The 23,880-nt window shown below is 68.1% G+C and carries 20 protein-coding genes, 1 tRNA gene and 7 pseudogenes; 11 read left to right on the forward strand and 17 right to left on the reverse strand.

Annotation, left to right across the window (positions count from 1 at the left end):
• The first annotated feature begins 394 nt into the window (after positions 1-394).
• The 4 genes from ACZ7OY_RS41760 to ACZ7OY_RS41775 all read left to right on the forward strand — a co-directional run bounded on the left by ACZ7OY_RS41760 (position 395) and on the right by ACZ7OY_RS41775 (position 3,798).
• Positions 395-1,218 (forward strand): IS5 family transposase gene (locus ACZ7OY_RS41760; RefSeq protein ID WP_472250750.1). Its coding sequence is split into 2 segments (ribosomal slippage): positions 395-725 and positions 725-1,218, totalling 825 coding nucleotides; the frame shifts between segments, so codons are not numbered across the junction.
• 364 nt (positions 1,219-1,582) lie between these two features.
• Positions 1,583-2,437 (forward strand): alpha/beta hydrolase family protein, encoded by an 855-nt coding sequence (locus tag ACZ7OY_RS41765; RefSeq protein ID WP_472250751.1) that lies wholly within the window; start codon positions 1,583-1,585, stop codon positions 2,435-2,437.
• A gap of 146 nt (positions 2,438-2,583) precedes the next feature.
• Entirely contained in the window at positions 2,584-3,081 is a 498-nt protein-coding gene (locus ACZ7OY_RS41770) for a VOC family protein (protein ID WP_472250752.1), read from the forward strand.
• A 72-nt stretch (positions 3,082-3,153) separates the two neighbouring features.
• Complete coding sequence (locus tag ACZ7OY_RS41775) at positions 3,154-3,798, forward strand: alpha/beta hydrolase (RefSeq protein ID WP_472250753.1); 645 nt, start codon at positions 3,154-3,156, stop codon at positions 3,796-3,798.
• A gap of 461 nt (positions 3,799-4,259) precedes the next feature.
• Here ACZ7OY_RS41775 and ACZ7OY_RS41780 read toward each other — a convergent pair.
• Positions 4,260-4,598, reverse strand: a pseudogene (locus tag ACZ7OY_RS41780) (transposase); the annotation flags it as partial.
• A gap of 97 nt (positions 4,599-4,695) precedes the next feature.
• On the opposite strand from ACZ7OY_RS41780, the pseudogene ACZ7OY_RS41785 reads away from it, so the two are divergent.
• Positions 4,696-5,022 (forward strand): annotated as a pseudogene (locus ACZ7OY_RS41785) (replication-relaxation family protein); the annotation flags it as partial.
• A 503-nt stretch (positions 5,023-5,525) separates the two neighbouring features.
• On the opposite strand, the gene ACZ7OY_RS41790 reads toward ACZ7OY_RS41785, so the two are convergent.
• A tRNA-Gln gene (locus ACZ7OY_RS41790) sits at positions 5,526-5,600 on the reverse strand.
• Positions 5,601-6,009: 409 nt separating this feature from the next.
• Here ACZ7OY_RS41790 and ACZ7OY_RS41795 point away from each other — a divergent pair.
• Together ACZ7OY_RS41795 and ACZ7OY_RS41800 are read left to right on the forward strand one after the other, a co-directional pair.
• A complete protein-coding gene (locus tag ACZ7OY_RS41795) occupies positions 6,010-6,501 on the forward strand; it encodes a hypothetical protein (RefSeq protein ID WP_472250754.1) in 492 nt (163 codons plus the stop codon).
• Between the two features lie 114 nt (positions 6,502-6,615).
• A complete protein-coding gene (locus ACZ7OY_RS41800) occupies positions 6,616-8,394 on the forward strand; it encodes a S8 family serine peptidase (protein ID WP_472250755.1) in 1,779 nt (592 codons plus the stop codon).
• Positions 8,395-8,720: 326 nt separating this feature from the next.
• Here the strand turns inward: ACZ7OY_RS41800 and ACZ7OY_RS41805 are convergent, their stop codons facing one another.
• The 4 genes from ACZ7OY_RS41805 to ACZ7OY_RS41820 all read right to left on the reverse strand — a co-directional run bounded on the left by ACZ7OY_RS41805 (position 8,721) and on the right by ACZ7OY_RS41820 (position 10,669).
• Positions 8,721-9,095, reverse strand: coding sequence for a PIN domain-containing protein (locus ACZ7OY_RS41805; RefSeq protein ID WP_472250756.1), 375 nt, complete (start codon positions 9,093-9,095; stop codon positions 8,721-8,723).
• The gene (locus ACZ7OY_RS41810; protein WP_472250757.1) at positions 9,092-9,346 is read right to left on the reverse strand and encodes a ribbon-helix-helix protein; all 255 of its coding nucleotides are present in this window, start codon (positions 9,344-9,346) and stop codon (positions 9,092-9,094) included. The genes ACZ7OY_RS41805 and ACZ7OY_RS41810 overlap by 4 nt, the downstream gene beginning before the upstream one ends.
• A gap of 344 nt (positions 9,347-9,690) precedes the next feature.
• A complete protein-coding gene (locus ACZ7OY_RS41815) occupies positions 9,691-10,320 on the reverse strand; it encodes a hypothetical protein (protein WP_472250796.1) in 630 nt (209 codons plus the stop codon).
• 139 nt (positions 10,321-10,459) lie between these two features.
• On the reverse strand, positions 10,460-10,669 hold the full coding sequence (locus ACZ7OY_RS41820; RefSeq protein WP_472250758.1) for a hypothetical protein: 210 nt from the start codon (positions 10,667-10,669) through the stop codon (positions 10,460-10,462).
• A gap of 337 nt (positions 10,670-11,006) precedes the next feature.
• Here ACZ7OY_RS41820 and ACZ7OY_RS41825 point away from each other — a divergent pair, with 337 nt between their 5' ends.
• Positions 11,007-11,504 carry a hypothetical protein gene (locus ACZ7OY_RS41825; protein ID WP_472250759.1) on the forward strand — a complete coding sequence of 166 codons (498 nt, stop codon included), beginning with the start codon at positions 11,007-11,009 and terminating at the stop codon, positions 11,502-11,504.
• Positions 11,505-11,571: 67 nt separating this feature from the next.
• On the opposite strand, the gene ACZ7OY_RS41830 is transcribed toward ACZ7OY_RS41825, so the two are convergent.
• The 6 genes and pseudogenes from ACZ7OY_RS41830 to ACZ7OY_RS41855 form a co-directional block, all read right to left on the reverse strand.
• Positions 11,572-11,811, reverse strand: coding sequence for a hypothetical protein (locus ACZ7OY_RS41830; protein WP_472250760.1), 240 nt, complete (start codon positions 11,809-11,811; stop codon positions 11,572-11,574).
• A pseudogene (locus ACZ7OY_RS41835) lies at positions 11,808-12,636 on the reverse strand (IS5 family transposase). Before ACZ7OY_RS41835 ends, ACZ7OY_RS41830 begins: the two are co-directional and overlap by 4 nt.
• A 162-nt stretch (positions 12,637-12,798) precedes the next feature.
• The gene (locus tag ACZ7OY_RS41840; protein ID WP_472250761.1) at positions 12,799-13,107 is read right to left on the reverse strand and encodes a hypothetical protein; all 309 of its coding nucleotides are present in this window, start codon (positions 13,105-13,107) and stop codon (positions 12,799-12,801) included.
• Positions 13,108-13,122: 15 nt separating this feature from the next.
• On the reverse strand, positions 13,123-14,325 hold the full coding sequence (locus tag ACZ7OY_RS41845) for an RHS repeat-associated core domain-containing protein (RefSeq protein ID WP_472250762.1): 1,203 nt from the start codon (positions 14,323-14,325) through the stop codon (positions 13,123-13,125).
• Between the two features lie 212 nt (positions 14,326-14,537).
• Positions 14,538-15,161, reverse strand: a complete 624-nt coding sequence (locus ACZ7OY_RS41850; protein WP_472250763.1) for a hypothetical protein — start codon at positions 15,159-15,161, stop codon at positions 14,538-14,540.
• A 315-nt stretch (positions 15,162-15,476) separates the two neighbouring features.
• Positions 15,477-16,745: pseudogene (locus ACZ7OY_RS41855) on the reverse strand (IS256 family transposase).
• 619 nt (positions 16,746-17,364) lie between these two features.
• On the opposite strand from ACZ7OY_RS41855, the gene ACZ7OY_RS41860 reads away from it, so the two are divergent.
• The 3 genes and pseudogenes from ACZ7OY_RS41860 to ACZ7OY_RS41870 all read left to right on the forward strand — a co-directional run.
• Positions 17,365-18,588: a hypothetical protein gene (locus tag ACZ7OY_RS41860; RefSeq protein WP_472250764.1), complete on the forward strand. Its 1,224-nt coding sequence runs from the start codon at positions 17,365-17,367 to the stop codon at positions 18,586-18,588.
• A gap of 17 nt (positions 18,589-18,605) precedes the next feature.
• A complete protein-coding gene (locus ACZ7OY_RS41865) occupies positions 18,606-19,364 on the forward strand; it encodes a glutamine amidotransferase-related protein (RefSeq protein WP_472250765.1) in 759 nt (252 codons plus the stop codon).
• Positions 19,365-19,589 (forward strand): annotated as a pseudogene (locus ACZ7OY_RS41870) (NAD-dependent malic enzyme); the annotation flags it as partial. It lies immediately after the preceding gene.
• Position 19,590: 1 nt separating this feature from the next.
• Here the strand turns inward: ACZ7OY_RS41870 and ACZ7OY_RS41875 are convergent.
• The 5 genes and pseudogenes from ACZ7OY_RS41875 to ACZ7OY_RS41895 all read right to left on the reverse strand — a co-directional run.
• Positions 19,591-19,871 (reverse strand): annotated as a pseudogene (locus ACZ7OY_RS41875) (ISL3 family transposase); the annotation flags it as partial.
• Between the two features lie 101 nt (positions 19,872-19,972).
• Positions 19,973-21,487 (reverse strand): annotated as a pseudogene (locus ACZ7OY_RS41880) (lysyl oxidase family protein).
• An 826-nt stretch (positions 21,488-22,313) separates the two neighbouring features.
• Entirely contained in the window at positions 22,314-22,754 is a 441-nt protein-coding gene (locus ACZ7OY_RS41885; protein WP_472250766.1) for a DoxX family protein, read from the reverse strand.
• Between the two features lie 209 nt (positions 22,755-22,963).
• Positions 22,964-23,314, reverse strand: a complete 351-nt coding sequence (locus ACZ7OY_RS41890) for a CHAT domain-containing protein (RefSeq protein ID WP_472250794.1) — start codon at positions 23,312-23,314, stop codon at positions 22,964-22,966.
• Positions 23,311-23,586, reverse strand: coding sequence for a hypothetical protein (locus tag ACZ7OY_RS41895; RefSeq protein WP_472250797.1), 276 nt, complete (start codon positions 23,584-23,586; stop codon positions 23,311-23,313). Before ACZ7OY_RS41895 ends, ACZ7OY_RS41890 begins: the two co-directional genes overlap by 4 nt.
• Positions 23,587-23,880 lie beyond the last annotated feature (294 nt).

The raw sequence follows: 23,880 nt of genomic DNA on the forward strand, positions 1-23,880 counted from the left end.
CGGCAAGTTGCTCACGAGTCACGTTCGGGATGCGCATACGACACCAACGAGCCCCAGCCCCGAAAGCAACACGTTAATGATCGGCAGGCCCTTAGGGGAATCGTATCGAAATGCATTTTCTGAAGGGCGCGATATTGCCATTAGTGGCGGACATCCAAACTGGCATTCTCCGCAGGCGCTGGGGTGGCGCGGCGAGGTCTTGGAGCTGCTTTAAGTGTAAGTGAGTCCGATAAGCCGCAATTTCCGTCATGAGGCGCCAGGAGCCCTACCGGAATGCTCATCCCGGTAGGGCCCCTTTACGTTTTGCCCTTAGCTTAGAACCTCTAACAAAATGATCAACGGCGTGGTTGGATCCAACTGGACATCAGGTTGATCACGCTGTGGGGGTGCTGGGGTGGCGCGGCCGAAGCCGTGGGAGGTCAGCACCGAGCTCTGGGCGGTGATCGCGCCACTGCTTCCGAATGTGGAGCGCCGGTCTCGCTATCCGGGGCGGAAGCGACTGGACGACCGCCTGGTGTTCCAGGGGATCTTGTTCGTTCTCCATACCGGGATCTCCTGGGAACACCTACCGCAGGAGCTGGGATTCGGCTCGGGGATGACCTGCTGGCGTCGTCTGGCCGAGTGGCACGAGGCAGGCGCCTGGCAACGCCTCCATGAAGCCCTCCTGGCCAAGCTACGCGCGGCCGATGCCCTGGACTTCTCCCGCGCCGCAGCGGACTCCTCACACTTCAGAGCCCTAAAAGGGGTACAAAGACGGGACGAAGCCCTGTTGATCGGGGCAGGATGGGCAGCAAGCATCACCTGATCACGGATGCGACCGGGATCCCGCTCGCTGTCACGCTCACTGGCGGCAACCGAAACGACGTCACCCAGCTCATCCCGCTGCTGGAGGGCGTGCCGCCGTTTCGCGGCAAGCGCGGCAGACCCCGACGGCGCCCGGACGTCGTTCTCGCTGACCGCGGCTACGACCATGACAAGTACCGGCGCATGGTGCGCGATCTGGGCGTCCGGCCGTTGATAGCCCGCCGGAACACTCAGCACGGCTCCGGCCTGGGGATTCATCGGTGGGTCGTGGAGCGCGCGTTCGCTCTCCTGCGCCACTTCCGTCGGCTGCGGATCCGTTGGGAGGTCCGCGACGACATCCACGAGGCGTTCTGGAGCCTGGGGTGCGCACTGATCTGCTGGAGGCGGCTCCTCTTGGTGGGCCGAACACCCTAGCTAGTCCCTTCCGCTCCGGCCTGCCCACGGCCGGCGACTCCCCGCCCTCGGCGGTGACGCCCTGCCGGGAGCGGTGCCCCCCCACTGGCAGCACGACCGCGGTCACTGCGGCGGCCGCGCAGATCACACACCCCAGCACGGCCGCGACCCCGTAGCCGTCGGGGTCCGGCAGGACGGCTCCGAGCGGGATCTGGGACTCGAGTATCGCGGCGCTCAGCGAAATGGTTTAGCATTCAACTAGTGGGGACGGGTGCGTCGCCCCGGGTGCCGGTCCACCGCTCTGTCACGCGACCGTTGGCCCGGCAGCGCCATTGCCTGCAACTGTGCCGCGCGGTGCAGCAGGCGCAGCAAGGGAGGAAGATCCATGGCCGGACGTACGACCGTCGTTGCGTTCCCCGGAGCCCACAGGCAGAGTCTGGCGGGCAGACTCGAGCAGCCGCCGGGGGAAGTGCGCGCCTACGCGCTGTTCGCCCACTGCTTCACTTGCTCCAAGGACAGCGTGGCGACCGTGCGGATCGCCCGTGCCCTCGCCAAGCAGGGCATCGCGACCCTCCGCTTCGACTTCACCGGGCTGGGCGAATCCGGGGGCGAGTTCTCAGAGACCAACTTCACCTCCACCGTCGACGACCTGGCCAGCGCGGCCGACTACCTGCGCAGCAACCACCAGGCCCCGACCCTGCTCATCGGCCACTCACTCGGGGGTGCCGCTGCCATCGCCGCCGCCGAGCGCATCCCGGAGATCCAAGCCGTCGCCACCATCGGCGCCCCGGCGGACCCCCGACATGTGCAGCACCTGATCGCCCCGATCCGTGACCGCATCGCCTCCGACGGGCAGGCCGAGCTCAGCCTGGGCGGCCGTACCTTCCTCATCCGCGAGCAGTTCCTCGAAGACCTCGCGGAGCAGTCGCAGCAGCGCTGGATCCGCGAACTCGGCCGCCCCCTCCTGGTCATGCACTCACCCCAGGACGAGGTCGTCGGCATCGAGAACGCCGGCGACATCTACCAGCAGGCACGCCACCCCAAGTCCTTCGTCTCGCTCGACGGCGCCGACCACATGCTCACCCGCCAGGACGACACCGCGTACGCCGCCGGAATCCTCGCCCAATGGGCCTCCCGCTACCTCGACGCCACAAGACAACCGGCGAGTTCGCTCACGGGAGCCAACGACCATTCCACCTCGGACGACGTCATGCAGCGTCACCCGACCACAGCCACCTGAGCCCTTCGGTGCGACGAACAACAGCCGCGCCTGGCGCGGGCCGGCGTCCACCGAGCAGCCGACCGGGTGCCCATCCCCTGCGCCCGCCGCGTCCGCTGCCGGCGACAAGCACCTCACCGTCACAACCCGAATCAAGGAGTCACACCATGAAGACCATCGACCTTGCCGCGCTCGAGACGGAGCGGAACCGGATCCGTGCGGAGCATCTGCGTCCCGCGGGCCAGCGCCCGGCCTCCTCCGCGCGAGGCCTGCACCACACCGCCCTGCTGAGCAGCGATGTGCTGAGCACCGTGCGGTTCTACCAGGACATCCTGGAGTTCCCGCTCACCGAGCTCATCGAGAACCGGGACTACCCCGGCTCCTCCCACTTCTTCTTCGACATCGGCAACGGCAACCTGCTGGCCTTCTTCGACTTCCCCGGGCTGGATCTCGGCCCGTACGCCGAGGTTCTCGGAGGACTCCACCACGTCGCCATTTCGGTCGACCCCGAACGCTGGCAGCACTTGGTCAACAAGCTGGAGCAGAACGGCATCGACCACGTCATCCACAGCAAGGTCTCGGTCTACTTCAGCGACCCGGACGGAGCCCGGCTGGAGCTCATCGCCGACCCGCTCGGCGAGATGTACGGCCACCAGGTGCTCTGACCACGGACGCCGGACGCCCTACCCCTCGGCGTCCGGCCTGTTCCGCACACTTCCCCTGCCCGAAGGACCGCCATGCCCGACACCACCGCAGCAACGAGCCGACCCCACGTGTGGCGGCCCGGAACCTCCGCACCGCCCCTGCTCCTCCTGCACGGAACCGGGGACAACGAACACGGCCTGGTGCCGTTGGGCGAGGACCTCGCGCCGGGATCGGCGCTGCTCTCCCCGCGGGGCACGGTCCTCGAGGGCACCATGCCCCGGTTCTTCCGGCGGTTGCGGGAGGGCGTGTTCGACGAGGACGACCTGCGTGAACGAGCCGACAAACTCGCCGACTTCATCAGCGCGGCCAGCAGCACATACGGCCTGGAACCGGGGTCCCTGGTCGCCGTCGGCTTCTCCAACGGCGCCAATATGGCGGCGGCACTACTGCTCCTCCACCCCGAGCTGCTCGCCGGTGCCGTCCTCATCGCCTCGGTACCTCCACTGACCGAGCCGCCCGCAGCCGACCTCACCGGCCGGCGGGTGCTGATCTCCAACGGGCTGCAGGACCCGATGGCGCGCCCCGAACAGACGGAGCTCCTGGCCAGTCAACTGCGTGCCAGAGGTGCGGACGTCGACCTGCTGACCCACGACGGAGGGCACCTGGTGGAACCTGCGCATCTCCCGGCCGTGCGGGAGTTCCTGCGCCCGGCCGACCGGGGCCGCCGGGCCGGCTGAGTCACACCTGGTCACCCGGCCCGGGTGGCCTGCATCGGACACCGCGAGCTCCGTTTCGCAAGGCTCACTGCGCAGCTGACGATCTCCCCGCAGCCACTGCCCGGTGCCGCCCGGCTGCGATGTGCCGGAGTGGTGTCAGTGACGGTATGTCAGATCTCGGGGTTTATACTGGTCAGGGCATTGGGCTGGCCGTCATCACTGTCATAGGGCGGTATGTGGGGCTGGTGTCACTGCCATGGGGTGGTACCCCCTATCCGGTCCGCTGTCGCGGGAACGGTGCTTCTGATCGCCGCGCGGGTCTGTGCCCGGGGGGCCTTGACCCCGGATCTTGAACACGTCTATGCGGCTTGGGCCAGGGTAGTTGCTGCTGGTCGCAAGTCGTTCTCGTAGGCGATCGGAGATCGCTGACCAAGGCGGGAGTGCCGGCGTCGGGTGTTATATCGGGTCAGCCAGCGGAAGGACGCCCGGACGTGGGAAGAGTCGACCACGCAGCGGGACCGGTCCAGCCGCGAGGCCGCGTTCAGTTCGGCCAGCAGGACCTCGTGCAGCCGCTGCCACACGTCAGCCTGGTTCCAGTCCCGCAAGCGGCGCCAGCACATCATGCCCGAGCCGAAGCCGAGGTCCTGCGGCAGGTACTCCCACTGGATCCCGGTGTGCAACACGTACAAGATCCCGCACAGCCCCTGCCGGTCCGGCAGCGGCTTGCAGCCCGGGTGACGAAAGCGTCGCTGGCGCTGCGGCAACAGCGGCTCCAGGCGGTCCCACAGCTCATCCGACACGACCCACGGCAACGTCCCCACACCAAACGGAACGCTCAACTACCGCCCTGGACACGGCCACCAGGACCGCGCCACCTCATTGTGTTAGCCGCTATAAGTGCTGTCACTAGAAGTGAACGAAGCCAGGCGGCTGTGGTCCTACGAACCGCAGCCTGTCGGACGGCAGCGCTCGCGGCAGCCGGCCGTTCCCGGTGCCGTCTGGCTGCGCTGGTACCCCGTCTTCCCCCGCATCCTGTTCGTCCTCACCGGAGCCACCCCCTACCTCCTTGCCAACCGGATCAGCGACCTGCAGGCCATGACCGCCCAGCACCCCCTCGTGGCCACACTGGCCCGGCAGGTGCCGCTCGGCGCGGCAACCCTCGACGACCTCGAACTCCATAAGCCCACGGGCGATGTCTGGGTACCCCTGGCCGGTGGCGATCCGAGACCGTGGACCGAGCTGTGATGCAGGCCAAAACGGTACTCCCGCACCAGACGGACGGCCCGGCAGTACCCGCACGGCCCGGGCCAGGGGTGGCTGCCGCCGCAAGAGCGAGCGGCAGCAGTCCTGGGGCTTATGTGCCCGCCGACGCCTCGCCGGCGGACAGGGACGCCGCATACCGACAGGCATACGAGCAGGCCCTGGCCGACGGGGCGCGCGGGCCTTGCACGCTCGGCTCGGCGGGGAGGACACCGTATTGAGCTCTGCGTCCGGCCGCTGGGCCGCAACACCCCCGCGTCGGCGGGGAGGGCCCCTGAGACCCCGGGCGCACGGCGGTGTTCGGCGTTCACCGCACCGCGGTACCAAAGGCGCGGATGTCGCACGCCGGCTTCAGCGCCTTCGCCGGCTCGGCTCCTCCCGTTGCCGCGTGCCGGTGGTCCGCTGGCGCCCGGGAACAGACTCTGCGCCGTCACCCGACCGGGCCTCCTGGACAGGGTCGATCGGGCGCCGGGTGGGCGGCGTCGCACTGGCTGGGATACCAGGACTCGAACCTGAACTGACGGAACCAGAAACCGCCGGGCTGCCAATTACCCCATATCCCATGGTCCCCGAAGGCTGCGGGAGCAACCGGCCGTTCGGGGCGCCGTAGCGCGTACCACCGCGGGGTACGGCCGTGTGCCCAATCCAAGCATTCTTTCCGTGATATCCGGTGATGCGTTGGCTGTGTCGGCCGACGCCGCACGGATGTTCGTGATGCGGATGTGGACATGGATGCTCCGCCCGGCCTGCGTCACCTGCCGCCGCGCGCCTGCGGCCGCCGCCGTGGGACAGCCTGTCGCGGCAGCGACGGCTCACCGCTCGCCGGGTCCGATCGGGGGACTCCTCCGCCCTGAACGGCTCGCCCGATGGTGACCATGACGTCGCCGACCTAGCCTCGGGTCGTCGGAATAAATCCGAAATGGCCGCATAGTCTCTTATGTCGGCTTCCCTTTGGCGTCGAACGGAGCTTTCATGTCGGTGATGACCGGTGCCCAGCCCCTGCAGCAGTTCGGTCAGCAGGCCGGTGGTACGCAGCAGATCGGCGGTTCGCAGCAGCTCGCGCAGGTGGTCCAGCAGGCGATCCAGCAGGCCTGTCAGCAGGCCAGCCAGCAGATCGCGCAGCGGATGCAGCAGACGCTGCAGCAGATCCAGCAGGTCCAGCAGCAGCTGCAGCAGCAGGGCCTGGCTCAGCAGGCCCACCCGTACCTGGCCCTGGCGCTGCATCACACGCTGCACGCGGGGGTCCGCAGCGCGGTGGAGCAGTCCGTGCAGCAGGCGCTGCCGACCGCGATCCTGACCCTGGTGCAGCAGAGCCAGCAGCAGGGTCAGCAGCAGTGGGGCGGCGGCTTCGGCCAGCAGCCGTTCGGCCAGCAGTCGTTCGGCCAGCCGTACCAGCAGCAGTACCAGCAGCCCGGCTTCGGCTCCGGCCCCGGCTTTATGGGGCAGCCCTTCGGCCTCGGCTGATCCCCTCACCATGGGATGCGGTGTGCTCAGGATCCTTGTCCCGGGCACGCCGCATCGCCGTGCAGACGGGAGCAGCCCGTCATCAGCAGCGCAGGCACGAAGCGGAACGTAGGCATGAAGGTGGACGTGATGGTCGAGGACAAGCCGGGCAGCAGGACGCGCAACAGCCGCCGCAGCGCATCCGAGGGCGCGGGAGCCGGCGGCGGGCCGGTCCCCGGGGACAAGGAGCAAAAGCAGACGTCGCCACGGGAGAAGGGTGCACCGTCACCGGTCGTGGTGCGGCCGCGCCGGCAGCGCTACATGATCACGCCGCTGCCGCAGCAGCTGCTCCCGCCGGGATTCGCCGAACTGAGCATGGACGCGGTGTGTGACCGGCTCGAGGCCATGCCTGATGTCACCGTGATCCGCCGGCTGCAGCCGTCACAGAAGCCGCAGGCTACCGGTACGCGGCCGTCCTGCCCTCAGATCGCGGTCGTCGAAGCCGCCGAGGCCCAGCTGCCGGCCATGCGGACGCTGCACGTGCACATCGAGCCCGACCTGCCGCTGGCCGACACCGCCTCCCCCGCCGTTGCACCGCATCCGGGAATGCTGCCGCTGCGCGATCCTGGACTGGTCGTGCCGCTGGAGAAGCCGGTGGAGATCTCCCTGCGGGTCTGCGGGCCGGACGGCGAGCCGCTGGCCGCAGCGGGAGTGTTCCTAATCGGAGCGGCCTGGCCGGCCCAGGGTGTCACCGCCGCCGACGGCACGGTCACCGTCACCCTGACCGCCGGGACCGAACAGTGCGTCCAGTCCCTGTACGTCCGGCCCCGGGCCGGCTACACCGACCGCTGGATCCACCGTCCCGACCTGTCTGCGGCACGGGAGAACATCGTCAGCCTCACCCCGCTCGCCAAGGCGTACCCGGAGCTGGAGGAACGCCAGCAGTACGGCTGGGGCCAGCAGGCCATGCGGCTGGACCGACTGCCTCCCACGTTCCGCGGCTTCGGCATCAAGATCGCGGTCATCGGTACGGGCGTCAGCACCGACCATCCCGATCTGAAGCAGCGGGTGTGCTCCGGGGTCGATGTCGTAGGTCGCACCGAGGAGGGCTGGGCGCACGATCCGGTCGGCAGCGGTACGCACGCGGCCGGGATCATCGCCGGCGCGGACACCGGCCAGGGCATCGTCGGGATCGCGGTCGACGCCGAGCTCGACGTCTGCCAGGTACTGCCCGGCGGCCACTTCAGCGACCTGATCGACGCCCTCGACCACTGCATCGAACACGAAGCCGACATCGCCCACATCGCGATCGCATCTCCCTACCCTTCGGCGCTGGTCTCCCGCAAACTCGCCGACGCCACGGCGGCGGGCATCGCATGCATCGCCCCGGCAGGCGACAGTGCAGGACCGGTCGCCTTTCCCGCCTGCCTGCCCACCGTGTTCGCCGTCGGCGCCCTGGGAGCCCTCGGCACCTACCCGCCCGACACCTCCCACGCCACCCACACCGGACCGCAGCTGAGCCCGGAAGGTCTCTTCGCCGCCCCCTTCAGCTGCTGCGGTCCCGGCGTCGACGCAGCCGCCCCCGGTGTGGCGGTCCTGTCCTGCGCGCCGGAGGGCGGCTACACAGCCCTCGACGGCACCGGCACAGCCGCGGCCCACATGGCCGGACTCGCCGCCCTCGTCCTCGCCCACCACGAGGACTTCCACGGCCGGCTGCTGCCCCGCGGACCCGGCCGAATCCAGCACCTGTTCGACATCATCACCGCCAGCTGCCACCCACTGGCCGCCCCCGGCACCACAGACGCCGCCCGCACCGGACACGGACTGCCCGACGCACTCCTCGCCCTCGGCCTGGCCCCCGCAATCCAACTCGCCCCCGCCCTGTTCCCCTTCGCCCCCTCCATGACCGCATAGGCCCTGCCCGCGGCAACCACAAAACGGCACCCGCCCCGCGCGGCGGGTGCCGTTCCATGCACGGTCCGAGCCACTCGAACCCAGACGAGCACGCGCCGCAGGCGGGGAGCAGGACCGCCTCTCCCCGCCTGAACTGCAGGACAAACCCGCACCGGTAGAGCCCATGGTTCATGCTGCCCCTGTGTGATCCCTCCCGGGCCGTCGCGCAGTACGACGCCGTCAGTAGCACCCAGCTTCGGGCGGGTCTCGATGGCAACCATCAGCAGGGCGCAGCCCTGCGCTGAACACCATCGGCGGCTGACACCGCCCACCTGCCAGGGCGAAGGTCAGGTCGGGTTCAGCGGCGTAATGCCGGTGCCCGCGTACAGCTCGGGTTCCAGCGACAGGACCGTGAGGGCCTCCCCCGCTTTCGCCGCCTGCCAGGCGACCGCTGCCGCATGCGCCACCGGCCAGTCGACGTTCTTCCAGTCCATCGCATCCACCGCATGCGCCGAGGTGAACGAAATGTTCTCCGCGAACCGCAGGGACGCCGCGTGCTTGCCTGCACCGGCGACCTGCCGTTCGGCAGCCAGTATGGACAGCGACGGAATGATGACCCGGCCAGTGCCACGCGAGGCCTCGATGTAGAGGCCCGCAAAGAACGGATCCGCACGATACAAGGCGGCCAGAGCAGTGTGGTCCAGGACGGCCGTCAGGTTCATGCGGCGGCGCCGCCCTGATGGGCGCGGATCTTCGCCCAAGCGTCCTGGCCGGCCTGCTGGACCTGCTCGGTGTACTCGATACCGAGCTCCCGGGCAGCCTGCAGGGCGCGCTGCTCGCGCTCGGCCGCCGTGAGCTCGCGGGTGGCGAGATCCTCGAGCAGTTCCGTGATGGTGGTGCCGCGCTCGGCAGCGAGGATGCGCAGCCGGTCACGCACTTCCTCGCTGGTTTTGATGCTCGTCGGCTTGCTCATAGAGCCGATTCTACCGCCGGTAGACATGATGGGGATCCTGCGTGCTGTACGCACCTCTCGCCGTGCTCCACGATCCCCACCACCGGAGCCCTCCAGATAGGCCAGGCCCTGTTCAACAGGATGCGGTGCCCCGTCGAAGCCGCGTTCGACGGGGCACCGCTTCAGCCGCGCTGAACCGAATCTGGCTGGAGATCGTCCAGATCGCACTCGACCTGCTGGCCTGGATGCCCATGCTTGCCCTGACCGGCCCCGCCCGCCGGTGGGAGCCCAAACGCCTGCGGCTCCGCCGCTGCCCAGTTCGTGACGCCCGTCTACCTGAATCACCAGTCGGGGCCACTCTCGGGTCAGGCACCGCCCAAGGCCCAGCCGCCGTCCCTGGGAACTGCGAAGGCGAGTTCCCAGGGCTCGCGCTCCGGGGAGGTGCAGAGCGCCCACAGGCGGATGGGAGAGGTGCGGTAGCGGTCGCGCCACCTCTGCTCCCCGTCGGCATCCTCGTACCAGGACGGCCTCGGGGACGGGTCGACGGCGAGCCTCGTGCGGCCGCCGGGGAGAAGAGGCAACGCCGGGACGGCCCTGCCCAGCGCGTCCGCGTCATCGGCTCCGGGCCTGAAGCGGTACGGCCCCCAGATGACTTCCCCTACCTGCTCGAGCGTCAGAGTGCCGACGAGGTGCGGCGGCCGGGAACCGTCGAAGTCATCCTGGATGCGCAGTTCGACATGGAGTTCGCCGAGCTTGGCCGGGCCCTCGAAGCGCACATACAACACTTCCTGGGGCTCTGCCTGGAGCTTGATCCGAAGCTGAGGCGTCAGTTCCCTGCGCCAGCGCTCCTGCTCGATCCGCGCGACGGCGGCCGCCGTCTCGTTGGCCTTCGTGGCCGCCTCGTTGGCCTGGCGGGATGCCCTCCACGCGGCCACCGCGGCACCGCCGCTGAGAAGTGCTGAGACCGCGGCTATGGATGTGTCGATATTGCTCATGCCGGACTGTATAGCTCACCCGCACGCGCCGGTTCACCAAGCCGGGCGGTGTGCGCCAGGCGAGGAAGCACACGGATGTGAGACTGGTGGGCTCGCATGTTGAGCTGTCGCGTATTCGGCAACGAACCCTCTTGGCCGGTCACGGTGATTTACCGCCCGAGACGCTGGCGTTGGCGCGCCGGGCAGCGGGGGCGCTGGCCGCGGTGCCGTACTGGCGGAGGTAGCCGACGCCGTCGTCGGTGTCGGTGTCGGTGTCGGTGTCGGCCATGTTGGCCCAGACAGGTTCGAAGACCGGGCCGAACATGCCGGGGAGCTTGCTGGCTCCGACGACCAGAGGACTGGCCGCCAACCGCTGGAGCCGACGGCGAACGAGAAGCAGTTCGGCGAAGAGGTTCGCGTCCGATGCCTTATCGGTCTTCGCCGTTCGGGAAACACCGGCCTGCCCCGCCACCGCGCCACCGATCAGATACCTGTCACCGGATCACGTACGAAAGCCGTGCTCTGCCCTGCGTACGGGGGGCGAAATCCGGACGAGTCCGTGCTGCCGCAGTGAGACGCCGTGGGACACAGGCGGACGCCCATGGACACTGATGAACAACGATGAACGACAACACCCGTGGCCGACCGGGGCCTGGATGCATCGCTGCGCTGTTTCGATATCCAGGTGTTGCGCAACACTCCCCCGTATGCCGAGCTTTCAGCACAGGAAGGCCGTGGGTGACGCGCACAAAGTCCGCGTCACCGAGGAGTTGGCCGCGCGCGGGTGGGATGTGAGTGTGTGGGGCCAGGCGATACTGACCGATTCGGTGCGATCAGCTCTGCAGCAGACGGGAAGCCTTCTGCGCTGGACGCCTGATCTGGTGGCAGCCAAGGGGCAGCAGGTCATCCTGATCGACTGCAAGAGCAGCATGACAAGCCACACCAGCCGCCGGCATGCCGTCGAGCGTGCCGCGGTCACGGCTCATGTCCATCTGGCGGCATGGACCCAACTCCCGGTCGTCTACGTCTACAACGACCTCAGGGTTCTCACGCCGTTCGACGTTCTGCTGTCAGGGAGCACCGGGCCCCGGTCCGCGGCAGGCTCCGGCGCACCGTACTTCCTGGTCCCGACAACTCGCTCACTGGCATTCGATGACGTGTTCGGTACCGCCCAACACCCTCCCCACCACCTCAGCGCAGCCTGATCCCAGAAGACGCTCCGCAGGGTGCTGTGGGCATCATCGAGTGCCTGGCGGCGTATCGGGTCTCCGATCACTGATCTGGCCGCGGTGTTTCGACCTGCGCGGTGCCACGCCACGCCTGGATCAGGCCAGCCAGACGTCGGGCGGGGGTTTCGCTGGGCCAGAACAGCACGGCCCCGGCCAGGGTGAGACCTCCTACGGACATGGCCACGGTCATCCAGGCGGACAAGCCGTCCCCCGCAAAGGCCATCACGCATGCCGTCACCAGGGCTCCGAGCACGCTTGTGGCACGTACGAAGACATGCATCATGACTGCCACTCCCCCACTGGGCGCCGCAGCGTCAGCCACAGGCGCGGCGTGTGCCACAGCACGTGGCAGGTATAGCGGGTGCGGGCCCACCGGGTGCGGTGGGCCGCCAACTCGGCTGCCCATTCCTCGTGCCACCTGGAGCGCTGGCGGGAGGGCAACAGCCGGGCCAGCAGGCCGAGGCTGCTTGCGCGTGCTCCACGCCTCGTTCGGCGATGACCGGTCGGATGCCGCGTTGCCAGAGCAGTCTGCGGTACTTGTCGTGGTCGTAGCCGCGGTCGGCCAGGAGCGTGTCGGGTCGGTGTCTGGGCCGGCCGACGGTGCCGGCGACGGCCGGGATCTTGTCGATCAGGGGCAGGAGTTGGGTGACGTCGTTGCGGTTTCCGCCGGTCAGGGACACTGCGAGCGGGATGCCCTGGGCGTCGGTGACGACGTGGTGCTTGCTGCCCGGCCGTGCGCGGTCGACGGGGCTGGATCCGCTTTTGGGCCCCGTCGAGCGGCCCGCACGTGGGAGGAGTCGATCACCGCCCGCGACCAGTCCAGCTTCTTCGCCGCCCGCAGCTTCTCCAGCAGCACCAGATGCAGTGCGTCCCGCACACCGGCCTCGTTCCACGCGGCCAGGCGCCTCCAGCACGTCATGCCCGAGCCGAAGCCCAGCTCCTGCGGCAGGTACTCCCATTGGATACCGGTGTGCAGCACGAACAGGATCCCGCACAACGCCTGCCGGTCCGGCAGCGGCTTGCGGCCCGGGTGACGAAGGCGCCGCTCCCGCTGCGGCAACAGCGGCTCCAGGCGGTCCCACAGCTCATCCGGCACGAACCACGGCAACGTCCCCGCACCGAACACTCAACTACCGCCATGGACACGGCCGTCACGACCGAGCCACCTCATTGTGTTAGCCGTTGCAAGCGAAGCGTGACACAACTCCTCTCGGATTTCTGGTGGAAGACACCATCAAGTGGTGTCTTCCACCAGAAGAATCGTTCACCGTCAAGGAGTACTGATTCGAAGAGTCGCTACATCCCCATTGATGGAAAGATAGTACCGATCGATCGCTCTTCCGTTTTCCGTATCTTCCAGAACTAGATGAAGATCGCGAATCTTCCTTAGCGCCTGTGCGGTCCGGAGGCCGTCCTTGTCGGGGTGTGGAACCTCCGCCAGCTCATCGAAGTACGGCTTGATGGATGTCCAGGCGGAGAAGGGCTCGACTCGACAGACGAAGAATGGCTGGTCGGTGCTCACATAGTGCAAGGCGCACACGACCTCTCCGTTCCGGACCAGCCTCCAGGCTGCTGCCATCACTGAGCACCTCTCTCAATATCCTCGCATTTTCACGACGTCGTTGAGTATTTCATCAAAGCTTGTGCCGGCAGGCCAGAACTTGACTACAGCGTCAGCGTCGACCGAGTCCTTCGCCAAGAACTCAGCGTCCCGCCGGGCGTCTTCCGCTGGATGCAGCCCCATTTCGGTGATGTGCGGCGGAGTCGGCAGGCTGGCTGCGGCGTCGTGAGTGACACCGGTAAGTGCGTCTCGATCGATAGCCACGAATCCCCAGGATCCGTTCTTCGGACGGTGCGCCGTGGGCGTACCGTACCTTTTGAACATCACTTCCAGTTTGCTGGTCAGTGAGATCCATGGAGATTCTTCCCGGCCCCAGCCTGCGACATGTTCCCACGGCTCGATGTTGGGATTGGCCCCGGGTCGGGCGATGTAGGTGGCGGACTCTCCCTCGCCCAGCGCCCGGAAGAGAAGCCTCAGGGGGATTCCGTCGTACGCATGGACTGTGATGGTGGGGGCGAAGAGTCGGTTCTTGAGTGCGCTCAGTGCGGGTTTGGCAAGGGGGCCGATACCGCCGGTGACGGCTCCGATGAGGAGGTCGGTGGGGGTGGTGGGCTGGCATTGTGCGGTGTTGATGGCCCAGGTGAATCCCATGCCGATGGCGGCGTCGGTGACGGCTGCCACGGCGAGGGCGCGGCCGCCCTGGAGGCCGAGGCTGGCGGCGAGGCTGGTGCCGGCGGGTGCGAGGAATCCTCCGACGGCGCCGATGACGGCACCTTCGGCTGTGGCTGCGGCGAAGTCGCCCCAGTCGAAGTCGTCGTGGTGGGCGAGGGCGTAGAGGCCTCCGCCGACGACGGCTCCGATGCCCGCGCCGATGCACATGGGGCACTGGCCGGTGGGGTCGGAGAGGTTGGCGGGGTCGTTGTCGGCGTAGTTGTAGGCCGACTGGTTGGGGTTGTCCGCGGCTGCTGCGACGGGGTCCTGGGTGGTGAAGCGGCCCTGGGCGGTGTCGTAGGAGCGGGCGCGGAGTTGGAGGCGGTCGGGGAGGTACTGGTCTTTGTACTGTCCGGTGTAGCCATAGGGGCTGGTCTGGCCACCGGTGATGGTGGCGGTGCCGGTCGGGGTGCCCCAGGGGCTGTAGGTGTAGTGGTAGTTGTCGACGCCTGCTGCGCTGTAGACGGCGCTGGTGGAGTGCTGCCGGTCCTGGGTGAGGTAGTAGGTTCCGGCAGTGCGGTCCATGGAGCGGGCCGTGCCGTCGGGGTCGTAGTGGTAGTCGGCGAGCAGGGCGCCGGCGGCGTCGGTGTCGGTGGCTATCTGCGGCAGGCCGTCGGCGAGGTCCCAGCGGGAGGTGCCGGCGAGGGCGTTGTTCCTTTTGACGGTGGTGCGGTTGCCGTCGGCGTCGTAGAGGTCGGCCTCATAGCGGGCGTGAAGCGCTCATCCCGTTGTACGGCTCAGGCGCGGTGGCGCAGGGTGAGAGTCCAGGTGTCCAGCGTGTAGCGCGTGGGATCGTCTGCGTGCTGCTCGGCCACGAACGCGGCGACCCGGTCGCCGTCCCACCGCAACGCCCGGAACATCCGAGGCCGCTTGTCCGCCGCGGCACCCCCGAGTTCGACGAGGACGGTGCTGTCGAGCCTACGGCCCACCGCGCGGACCGCTCCGCCGTCCAGGACAAGAATCGTGCCGTCGCGCAGGACCAGCGGCTCGGGCGGCGTCCCGTCGGACAGGTGCGGGCCACGCTCCACGACTCCGCCAGGCAGCAGCCGAACGACCCGGCCGCTGGTCGGCACCCTACGGTCGGCCTCTACGACACGCAGACCCGTGCCCACGACATAGTGGCCGTAGGAACGCCAGGCATCGGTCTCGTTGCCGTCGCGGTCGTACTCCCACGTGTCGAAGAACTCATAGCCCTCGAGCCCGAGTACGAATCGGCCGCCGCCCCGCGCGGCCGCGCTCTGCCCGCGCAACTCCGCGACCAGCCGCCCGTCCGCGAGATCGAGAAGCAGCGCCGGGCCGAGCATGCCCCAGGCCGTGTACTCCATGGAGTCCGTGGTGACCAGCACCCGATCGCCGGACACATGAGCGGCGTTGGGCCGCCCGTCACAGTGATGTGTCCATCGGGTACGACCGGCGGAGTCGACGCACCTCACCGATCCGACCTCGCCCTCGATGCGCAACTCACCCCGCCGCGCCAACGGATCTCGCGGGACCCGGAACACGTCGTACGCCAGCGGCCCCACCACGCGCCGGTGATCTACCACATCCGCGCTCCACACAGCGGCAGACCCGGCCGCCCCTCCCCCATCCGTGCCCCGCCTCGCCATGCCCGCGATCGTAATGCCCCGCGACACCGCGGGTGTGTCAATTTAACGGCTGATCCTGGTTGTTGATGGTCAGTTGTTGCTCGGGGTCAGGCGTCCTTCGAAGGCGATCTGGAACGCGTTGAGAGGTGCCTTCCAGCGCATGGTCCACCGCTTGCGGCCCTTGCCGGTCGGATCCAGGCTCATCAGCGCCATGTAGATGCACTTCAGGGCGGCGGCCTCGCTGGGGAAGTGCCCGCGGGCCGGAAGGCCTTGCGGATGCGGGCGTTGACGCTCTCGATCGCGTTCGTGCTGCAGATGACCTTGCGGATCTCGACGTCGAAGGAGAGGAAGGGCACGAACTCCGCCCAGGCGTCCGACCACAGCTTCACGATCGCCGGATACTTCCGGCCCCATGCCTCCTGGAACTCCAGGAACCGCTCCGTCGCTGCGTCCTCGCCGGGCGCGGTGTAGACGGGCTTGAGGGCTTTGGCAACCTTGTCCCAGTCCTGGCGGGCCGCGTAACGGAACGAGTTCCGCAGGAGGTGAACCACGCAGGTCTGGACCGTGGCCCTGGGCCAGGTCGCCGTCACCGCATCGGGCAGGCTCTTGAGGCCGTCGCAGGCGACGATGCACACGTCCTCGATCCCGCGGTTACGCAGTTCCGACAGCACCGCCATCCAGGTCGTGGCGCCCTCGCCCTCGGCGCCGACCCACAGCCCCAGGACGTCCTTGCAGCCGTCCATGTCGACCCCGACAGCAACATAGACCGGCCGGCTGACTACCGCCCCGGAGCGGATCTTCACCCACAGGGCATCGACGTAGATGATCGGCCAGACCGCACTGAGCGGCCGGTTCTGCCATGCGGCCAGCTCGTCCACGACCGCATAGGTCACGGTGCTGATCAGGTCCGGGGAGACCTCGACGCCATAGATCGCGGCCAGATGCGAGCGGATGTCCCGCACGCTCATGCCCCGCGCATACAGCGACAGGATCCGTTCGTTGTAGCCCGCCAGCCGCCGCGCCCTTGGGCACGATCTTCGGATCGAACGCTCCGTTGCGGTCACGTGGCACGGTCAGTGTGAGGGCCCCGGCATCGGTCAGCACCGTCTTGGGCGAGGTCCCGTTGCGGCTGTTGCCCGGCCCCCGGTCGGCTGGATCGTACTTCTCATAGCCCAGGTGGCCGCTCATCTCGGCTTCCAGTGCCCGTTCCAGCACGGCCCGGGTCACCTCGGTCAGCCGCCCGCCCTCGCCCAGCAGGGCCGCCCCTGAGGCATCGGCACGGTCCATCAACCGTGCGACGACCTCGTCCACCAGCCCGTTGTCGACCGGCTCGACGGTCGGGTTCTCGGAGTCACTCATGTCCGTCCGATCCGGGAGGCCAGGGACCAGCAACGATCCCTCGCCACCCTGTCTCGTCACGGACTTACACGATCTTTCAGACACCCCCGCATGCCACCGCCAGGCCGTCTCGACGTACTGCGCGACAGAGGAGCTGAAGAAGGAGACCGCAGGCTTGTGAAGCTCTCGGTTGTACGGCCCAAGAACCTCCGGCAGATCGTCAACGGTGATCGGCGCAGGGAGAAGACACAGCACCCGACCCTCTCCGGGAACCACACCGGCCACGCAGCTACTCGGGTCGGTCCCCCAATACCCTAGGTCATACAGCTGTTGTCCGTCCTTGACCAGGCGGCGCTCGTGCTTGCCTGCCCGGTTGGGCAGGAGAGTAGGGAACGCAACTGGCCGTCCTCCATCCGCTCGCGTGATCGGCGAGGGTTCGAACAGCGGACTGGTTCGGGTGAGTTGGCCGGTGTGCAGGCATGGAAGAGGGGCCTCTTGGTAGCTCGCGGTTGTTGAGTCCAGCGAGAATCAAGAGGCCCCGTTGTCGAAGTGTCGCGTGGTCGCGGCTGCTGCCTGTAGTGGATCTCGAGGCGCGGTACCCTGCAGGGCCGAGGTAACTGAATCGCCGGGGGACGGTTGCATGGACGGATACGAACTTGTTCAGGAGGAGGGCGGGGCACCGGACGGGGTGGAGCTGCCGCATGCCCGTGCAGCTGTCGGATCGCTGCCTGCGGAGTCAGACGACGTCGACTTCTGCGGCGACGCCCTGCTGCTGCTGACCGGGCCCTTCTATCCGGGATCTGCGTCGCTCACGGACCTTCCCAGCTTCGCCGTTCCGGTGGACGGCGCGCTCGATCCGCAGATGCGCCTGACGGTGGTGCAACGGTCCCTAGACGAATTCCTGCGTGGCTCGCTCACCTTCGGCAATCCCCCGGTCAGCCTGCTCACGCACCTCGCCGGCTCCGATGCGTTCAACGCGCGGCTGACGACGATCGTGCAGGAGGCGACGCTGCTTCCCGTAGAACTGAACGTCACCGGCGTTCTGTTCCCGGACGGCTACGGCTCGGTGGCCGTGCACATGCGTATCGCCGACGGGTGGTCCGAGGTACGGCGGAAACAGCTCGTCGACAGCTTGGGGCCGAAGGGCCGCGACGATGTCACCGCGCGCATCAGGGACGAGCTGCTGCCAGCCCTTGCCGCGGTGTCCGACCGATGCCGACAGGGGCCGCCGTGTCCCACGGTCCTGCCGTATTTCAACCTCGCCTACGCAGGTAGCACCATTCACCCGGCTCCGGGCCGGGCGACGCTCTCCGATCCTCTGAGGCATCTGATCTATCCTCGCTCCGCCGAGCCGATCCGCTCCGAATCGACGTGGCCGGAAGAGTTCTTCTACCCCGGGTACGCCTTCTTCCTGTTGGCCTCCCGGGCCCCTCGCGCCACGCTCGGCCAGCTCGAGCACCTGTTAGGTCAACTCAACGTGCACTACGCCCGGCTGGAACGGTCCGCCGACGCCGCGGAACGGATCATCCGCGAGACGGCCCTGGACGAAGACCCCGAATTGCTCATCGGGCTGGAACGACGGCTGCGAGCCGACTATCAGGCGTTAGTGCGGCCCACGTTCAGCTACGACTTCCACGTTCTCAAGTTGCGTGACAGCGTACTGAAGGCGTGGGAGACCGAAAAGGTGCGCGAGCGTACTGACACTCTGCTCGAAATGGCGCGGTACGCGGTGGAACGCAAGCTGGAGCACGTGCAGATGCGCCGGGTGAAGCGAGTCAACCGGGCGGTGACGGTCGTGGCTATCCTGAGTTTCGTCCAGTGCGTGGACGCGGCGGTAAGCCTGTGGTCGAAGTTCTTCGGGTAGAGGGGGAGTTCGTGCCGGTGGACGTGCAGATTTGTGTCGCGGACGGACTGATCTACGACGGTCTCGACTACGCCGACCGCATCGAGCAACGACTGACCAGGGCCGGTCTGAGCTGTGGCCGGCTGAACCTGCCGGCCGAGGCGGCCGATCCGGCCGCGTGGATGACCCGGCCCAACTTGGCGTATGTCTTTACCGGAGGCCAGACTTCGGTGCACTCGGACGCCGCGTGGATGCGCGCGACCATCGCGCTCATGCGGGAGCTCATCGCGGACACGGACAAGCGCGACGGGGGCGCCGAGCCCGCGAGCTCGGGCCCCGCGCCCGCGGTGATCGGCGTGTGCCTGGGCTCACAGTTGATCGCCGAGGCACTGCGTCCGGATTCGATCATCGGCAGCTCGGGCATAGAGGTCGGCCTGACCCCGGTAAGTCGAGCTGGCGACAGCCACCGCAGGGGGCGCGGCGACCATGGCATCGATGTCGTGCCGTCGTTCCACTATCAGGCAATCAGTCCGCAGATCGAGGAGGTCGACGGGGTACGCATCGAGTACCGCAACGAGCACACCTCCGTTCAAGCACTGAGCTTCGGCGAGCGGGTTTTCGGATGCCAGTTCCATCCCGAGTTGACTCAGCACGACGTACACCGCCTGATCGACTTCAACGAGGACGTCATCACTGCCTGGAACGGAGACACGGCGGTCGCACACCGGTCGGTCGAGCAGTACCAGCTGCACGACGACCTCTTCGAGCGCTTGGTGATCGACCGGATCACGCGCTGAGGCCCACGGAGTACGGCCGATCGCCTTGGCGTCGTGCACCACGAGCGGGGCGACCTCAGTGCGGTCAAACACGACATCGCTCGCCGCACCAACCGAGCCGGCCTCGCCGGGAGCTTGCAGGAGGCCTTGGCGGACGCGGACGTTTTCATCGGCGTCTTCGGCGGCACGGTCCCCGAATCCGCGGTCGCCACCATGGCAAAGGGATCATTCATCTTCGCCATTGCGAAGTTCTGGATGGATGCGGACAGTTGGTTTGTCCCGGGCAGGCGGCAGTGAGCTTGGCCAGGAGGTCTGCTGACCGGCTTTGAGGTTGTCGGGCCTGGTGAGGATCATCCGGGCGAGCCGGTGCGGGGAGGTGTGGCTGCGGTCGTGGTCCGCGCGGCCCTGGTTGATGTACTTGTACAGGAGGTTCAGACAGCCGGTGAACCCGAGGGCCTTGATCTCTTCGAAGAGATGGCTGACGGGGACCGCGGGGTTCTCGGTCCGACGTCTACGGAGGTGCTCGCGAACCAACTCCGTGGCAGCGGGCATGTGGCGTGCCGGGTGAGCGGCGCCTGGTGTCGTGCCGGTGAGCAGGCGGAGGCGCGTGCCCCCGCCCGCCGGGGTGGTCAGGGAGCGTCGATGAGGCCGTACTTCGGCACGGTCACCGTGCGGGCCCCCGGCGTGCCGCCGAGGACGACCTTGCGGTACGTGACGTTGCTGGCCGTGCTCTGTTCCTTGAGCCGGCTATCGGGGTTGGCGACGACCTGGATGTAGTAGGTGCCGTTTGGCAGGTCCGTGACGTCGAAGGACTGACCGGGCCGGTACTGGCTGTACGTGTCGCCGTTGCCGACGTCTAGCACCTCGCGCACCGAGACGGCGGTCTCCTCGCCGCAGGCGGTGGCGAGGTCGGTGTTGTAAGGGTGCCAGTTGGCGTTCTTCACCGTGTAGTCGATGGAGTCGGTGTTGGCCAGGCAGAACGCCTCCTTGCCGCTGCGGACGATCTCCCTCTTGTCCGCGCCGAGCAGCCGGTAACTGGCGAAGTCGCTGAAGTGCCAGTGCTGGTGGCCGTCGCGCGGGTCCCACTCCATGGTGCCGGTGGGTGTGTAGCCGACCTGCTTGCCCTTGGCGTCGTAGAAGTACTGGTACGCGTCCATCTTCTCCGCGCCGGGCTTGCGGAACCCGTCCACGACCAGCGGCGAGGGGCCGCCGTTCCAGACGGTGGCGCTGAAGGCGAGGTAGTCCTTGCCCGGGACAGCACCCTCCTCGCCGCCGTCGGCGATCGCGATGCCGTACGCGGGGAGCGCACGCAGGTCGGGCTTGGGCCCGTCGGCGGGGACGGCCGCCTTGCCGACCGGACGTCGGGCCGCCGGCTCAGGGCTCTTCGGCGCGCGTTTGTGCCCACGCTCGGCGCCGGCCAGACCCTGGCCCCCGCCGGAGTCCTGCCGGCGGACCGTCACCTTGATGGTCTGGGTCTTGTCCGGCATTCCGAACAGGTCGCGGTATTCCTTGGCCACCGACACCTTCGCGGTGTAGACGCCGGCCGGCAGGTCGATCGGGCCGTCCCCGCGGAAGCCCGGGGACGTGGCTGCCGCCCAGCCCTTCTCGACACCCCACACCCCGCCGAGCGCGAACGGGTTGCTCGAGCAGGCGTCGGGGTACCTCGAGGTGGCCGGGGCATCCGGACGGATCCGGCCCGCCCGGTTGTTCGGGCAGAACGACTGCGTGGTGTCGGCCACCTTCGCGCCCGCCTCGTCGCTGATGCTGACCTTGAGGAAGCCCGGCAGGCCCGAGAAGTCCTTCACCAAGCCCGTCGGCAGGGTCTTGGTCAGCGTCCGGCCGCCGGTGCGGATCACCTGCGACGCGACGACGGGGTCGTTGTAGGACTTGCGCGTCACCCGCAGCTCAAGCGGTCCCCCGTCGACCGTGACGTAGGTGCCGAGGGCCAGGTAGACCCCCGGCTCGCCCTCTCAACGATCGACGGTCACCGCCGGGGAAGCGGCGATGAGTTCGAGCTTCGGCGTGCCCGTCGGTGTCGCCGCTCCAGCTCCGGGCGCTGCGAGGGTTCCGGCGGCACCGACGGTGAGGGCGGCAGCGGCGACGATCGCCGAACGCCGTAAGGCAATGGGGTGGTATCTGGTCATGGGTGCTCTTTCTGCGTCTGGTCGGGACGAGTCGTGCACGTCTTGCAGGCACGGAAGGAGGTGCATGTGTGCCAACTGTGAAAAGGGCGGGAAGTCGATCCAGGTTGCCTGGCAACCGAAAGTCGCCCTGAATGTCGGCTCGTTGCCGCTGTCAACTCGGTGGTCGACGACCGCCCGCCACTCGGCCATGCCGGAGAGGCCGCCAGCCACGGCAGCCCGCCCGCCTGTCCGGCGCCGCTCTCGCTCGCCTGGCACGCACCCCGGCCGACCCGATCCGCGACTACCGCACGCCACACAGGACCGGGACGGGCGGCCCGCCTCTCCCCCAGGCCCCCGCACCCGAGCGGGCCGCCACGTCTGCCGCCCCGCCACCGACTGCTTCACCTCCGGCACCATCAGCCCCCGACTAGGCCGGATACACACTCACCGCCTGAAACACGACCTTCACTTCAGAAGAGCCGCACCCATCCGAGTTCTCGCAGTACAGGCGCCGCACACGCAGGTCGATCACGGCCGGTCTGCCGCCGACGGCCTCGTCCGCGATATGCCGCACGTACCGCGAGTGCACCCAACGAAGAAGACTTGCCGCACCCCGGACAAGCACACCGGACCCCGTCCCTAGTCCGGGCCGTGATCCGGATCAGGTCCGCCCCCGCACACACCCGATCGACCCGCACCTCAGCCAACTGCGGCAACAGCGAGGCCAGTTCGACGTCACACATGCCCAGCCTGCACGAACGCAGCACACGAGCGCCGAGAAACACCAAGACGATCAACGCCTACGAAATTCTTGGAAGAGCCAGAACGCTTACACGCCCGCCGGCGTTCAGGCCGCGTCGAGGCCGGTTGCGCCCCGGGCTACGCCCCGGCCCTGGGTCAGGCCCGACAGGGACAGGGCACCGGGCCCGAAGAAGACCAGGAGCAGGAATGCCCAGCAGAACAGCGCGGGTGACAGGCCGCCGTTCTGCAGTGGGAAGAGGCCGTTCTTCTGGTGCTCGGTGAAGTAGGCGAAGGCCATGGCCCCCGAGCTGAGGAACGCCGCACTGCGCGTGGCGATCCCCAGGAGTACGAGAACACCGCAGACCAGTTCGATGACCCCGGCGTACCAGAACGGCCAGTCGCCCACCGGACTGCTCTGCCGCCCCAGTATCCCGAAGATCGTGGCGGCACCCTCGCTGGCGAAGAGCAGGCCGACGACGATGCGGAACAGACCGAGGACGAGAGGCTGGTGGCTCGAAAGCCGGTCGCTGAGGCGTGCGGCGCTCATGGGTGCGTACTCCTTGATTCGGCCGGTGCGTATCCGGGTGATATGAGGGGCCGGGCCGTATGGGAGAGCCCGTCCCATTTCCTCATACGCGCGGGCGGGATCTTCGGTTCAGCGCGGCGTCGTGCCGTTTGCCTCCTGCTGCCGAAGGCCGTGCCCGGACCCTCTGCGGCACTTGCCGTCGCCTCTGCTCACCGCCGATGAAGCGCGGCTCAGGCACCGGCGTGCAGGTAGGAGGCCCACAGCGAGGGGGCGGCGCGGAGCCGGTCGCGCAGCGTGTGGACGGCGTGGTGCAGGGCGTGGGCGGAGCGACCGGTGTCGAGGGCGCCGGATTCGGTGCGCAGGGCGGTGTAGAAGGCGTCGGCCGCGTCCACGGCGATGGCGTCATTGATCTCCCACAGGGTGCCCACCACGTGCCGGAAGCCGGCCAGTTGGAACGCGGATGCAAGGTGGATGGCCTCGTCGCGCAGGTGGGGGTGGCTGGTGAGCGAGGTGCTGCAGGCTGACAGGTAGGCGAGTTCGGCGTGGTCGAGGTTGACCGGAGCGAGGCTGGCCGCCGTCAGGGGGCGGTGGTGTGGTCATGGAGCAGCAGGCGGCTGAGCGAGGGATCGGTGGGGTCGCTCGTGGCGTGGCAGGCGAAGTGCGCGATCGAGCATTCGGCAAGGCTGGAGAGGACTTCGGCCCGGACCGGGGCGCCGCACACCGGGCAGACCGCAATGTCCCGCCCAGTCCGCGCCCGCACCACGACCCGCGCACCCTCGTCGACTACATCCTCGATGACCAGCGGGGACAGGCCCGAAAAGACGGTCAGCACAAGCTCGTTGACATCCTTCACGCGAATCCCAACGACCCACCACGACGCTCCGTCACCACCGGATGTGAGACAGGGCCGTTGAATTGACACACCCACCGGCAGCATCAGGGGCAACGGCCGGAACCCGCGAGCGCCGGGTGCGGGCTCGATGTCGCAGCCCCAGGTCAGAGGCCCCCCTGGGTGCTCCGCGGTTCACGGTTAACGTGACTTGAATGGATTCGTCTGGAGTCACATCTGATGGTCATCTTTGCCACCCGGAATGGATGCGTGCGGTCCGCCCTGCGGGTGTGCGGTGTTCGTGCACGCCGGTGACCC

Source organism: Streptomyces sp. NPDC107559 (genome assembly GCF_055657365.1).

Coding starts and splice junctions, on each gene's coding strand:
- ACZ7OY_RS41765 (WP_472250751.1), top strand. CDS start 1,583: ATGGCCGGACGTACGACCGTCGTTGCGTTCCCCGGAGCCCACAGGCAG.
- ACZ7OY_RS41770 (WP_472250752.1), top strand. CDS start 2,584: ATGAAGACCATCGACCTTGCCGCGCTCGAGACGGAGCGGAACCGGATC.
- ACZ7OY_RS41775 (WP_472250753.1), top strand. CDS start 3,154: ATGCCCGACACCACCGCAGCAACGAGCCGACCCCACGTGTGGCGGCCC.
- ACZ7OY_RS41795 (WP_472250754.1), top strand. CDS start 6,010: ATGTCGGTGATGACCGGTGCCCAGCCCCTGCAGCAGTTCGGTCAGCAG.
- ACZ7OY_RS41800 (WP_472250755.1), top strand. CDS start 6,616: ATGAAGGTGGACGTGATGGTCGAGGACAAGCCGGGCAGCAGGACGCGC.
- ACZ7OY_RS41805 (WP_472250756.1), bottom strand. CDS start 9,095: ATGAACCTGACGGCCGTCCTGGACCACACTGCTCTGGCCGCCTTGTAT.
- ACZ7OY_RS41810 (WP_472250757.1), bottom strand. CDS start 9,346: ATGAGCAAGCCGACGAGCATCAAAACCAGCGAGGAAGTGCGTGACCGG.
- ACZ7OY_RS41815 (WP_472250796.1), bottom strand. CDS start 10,320: ATGAGCAATATCGACACATCCATAGCCGCGGTCTCAGCACTTCTCAGC.
- ACZ7OY_RS41825 (WP_472250759.1), top strand. CDS start 11,007: ATGCCGAGCTTTCAGCACAGGAAGGCCGTGGGTGACGCGCACAAAGTC.
- ACZ7OY_RS41830 (WP_472250760.1), bottom strand. CDS start 11,811: ATGATGCATGTCTTCGTACGTGCCACAAGCGTGCTCGGAGCCCTGGTG.
- ACZ7OY_RS41840 (WP_472250761.1), bottom strand. CDS start 13,107: ATGGCAGCAGCCTGGAGGCTGGTCCGGAACGGAGAGGTCGTGTGCGCC.
- ACZ7OY_RS41845 (WP_472250762.1), bottom strand. CDS start 14,325: ATGGACCGCACTGCCGGAACCTACTACCTCACCCAGGACCGGCAGCAC.
- ACZ7OY_RS41860 (WP_472250764.1), top strand. CDS start 17,365: ATGGACGGATACGAACTTGTTCAGGAGGAGGGCGGGGCACCGGACGGG.
- ACZ7OY_RS41885 (WP_472250766.1), bottom strand. CDS start 22,754: ATGAGCGCCGCACGCCTCAGCGACCGGCTTTCGAGCCACCAGCCTCTC.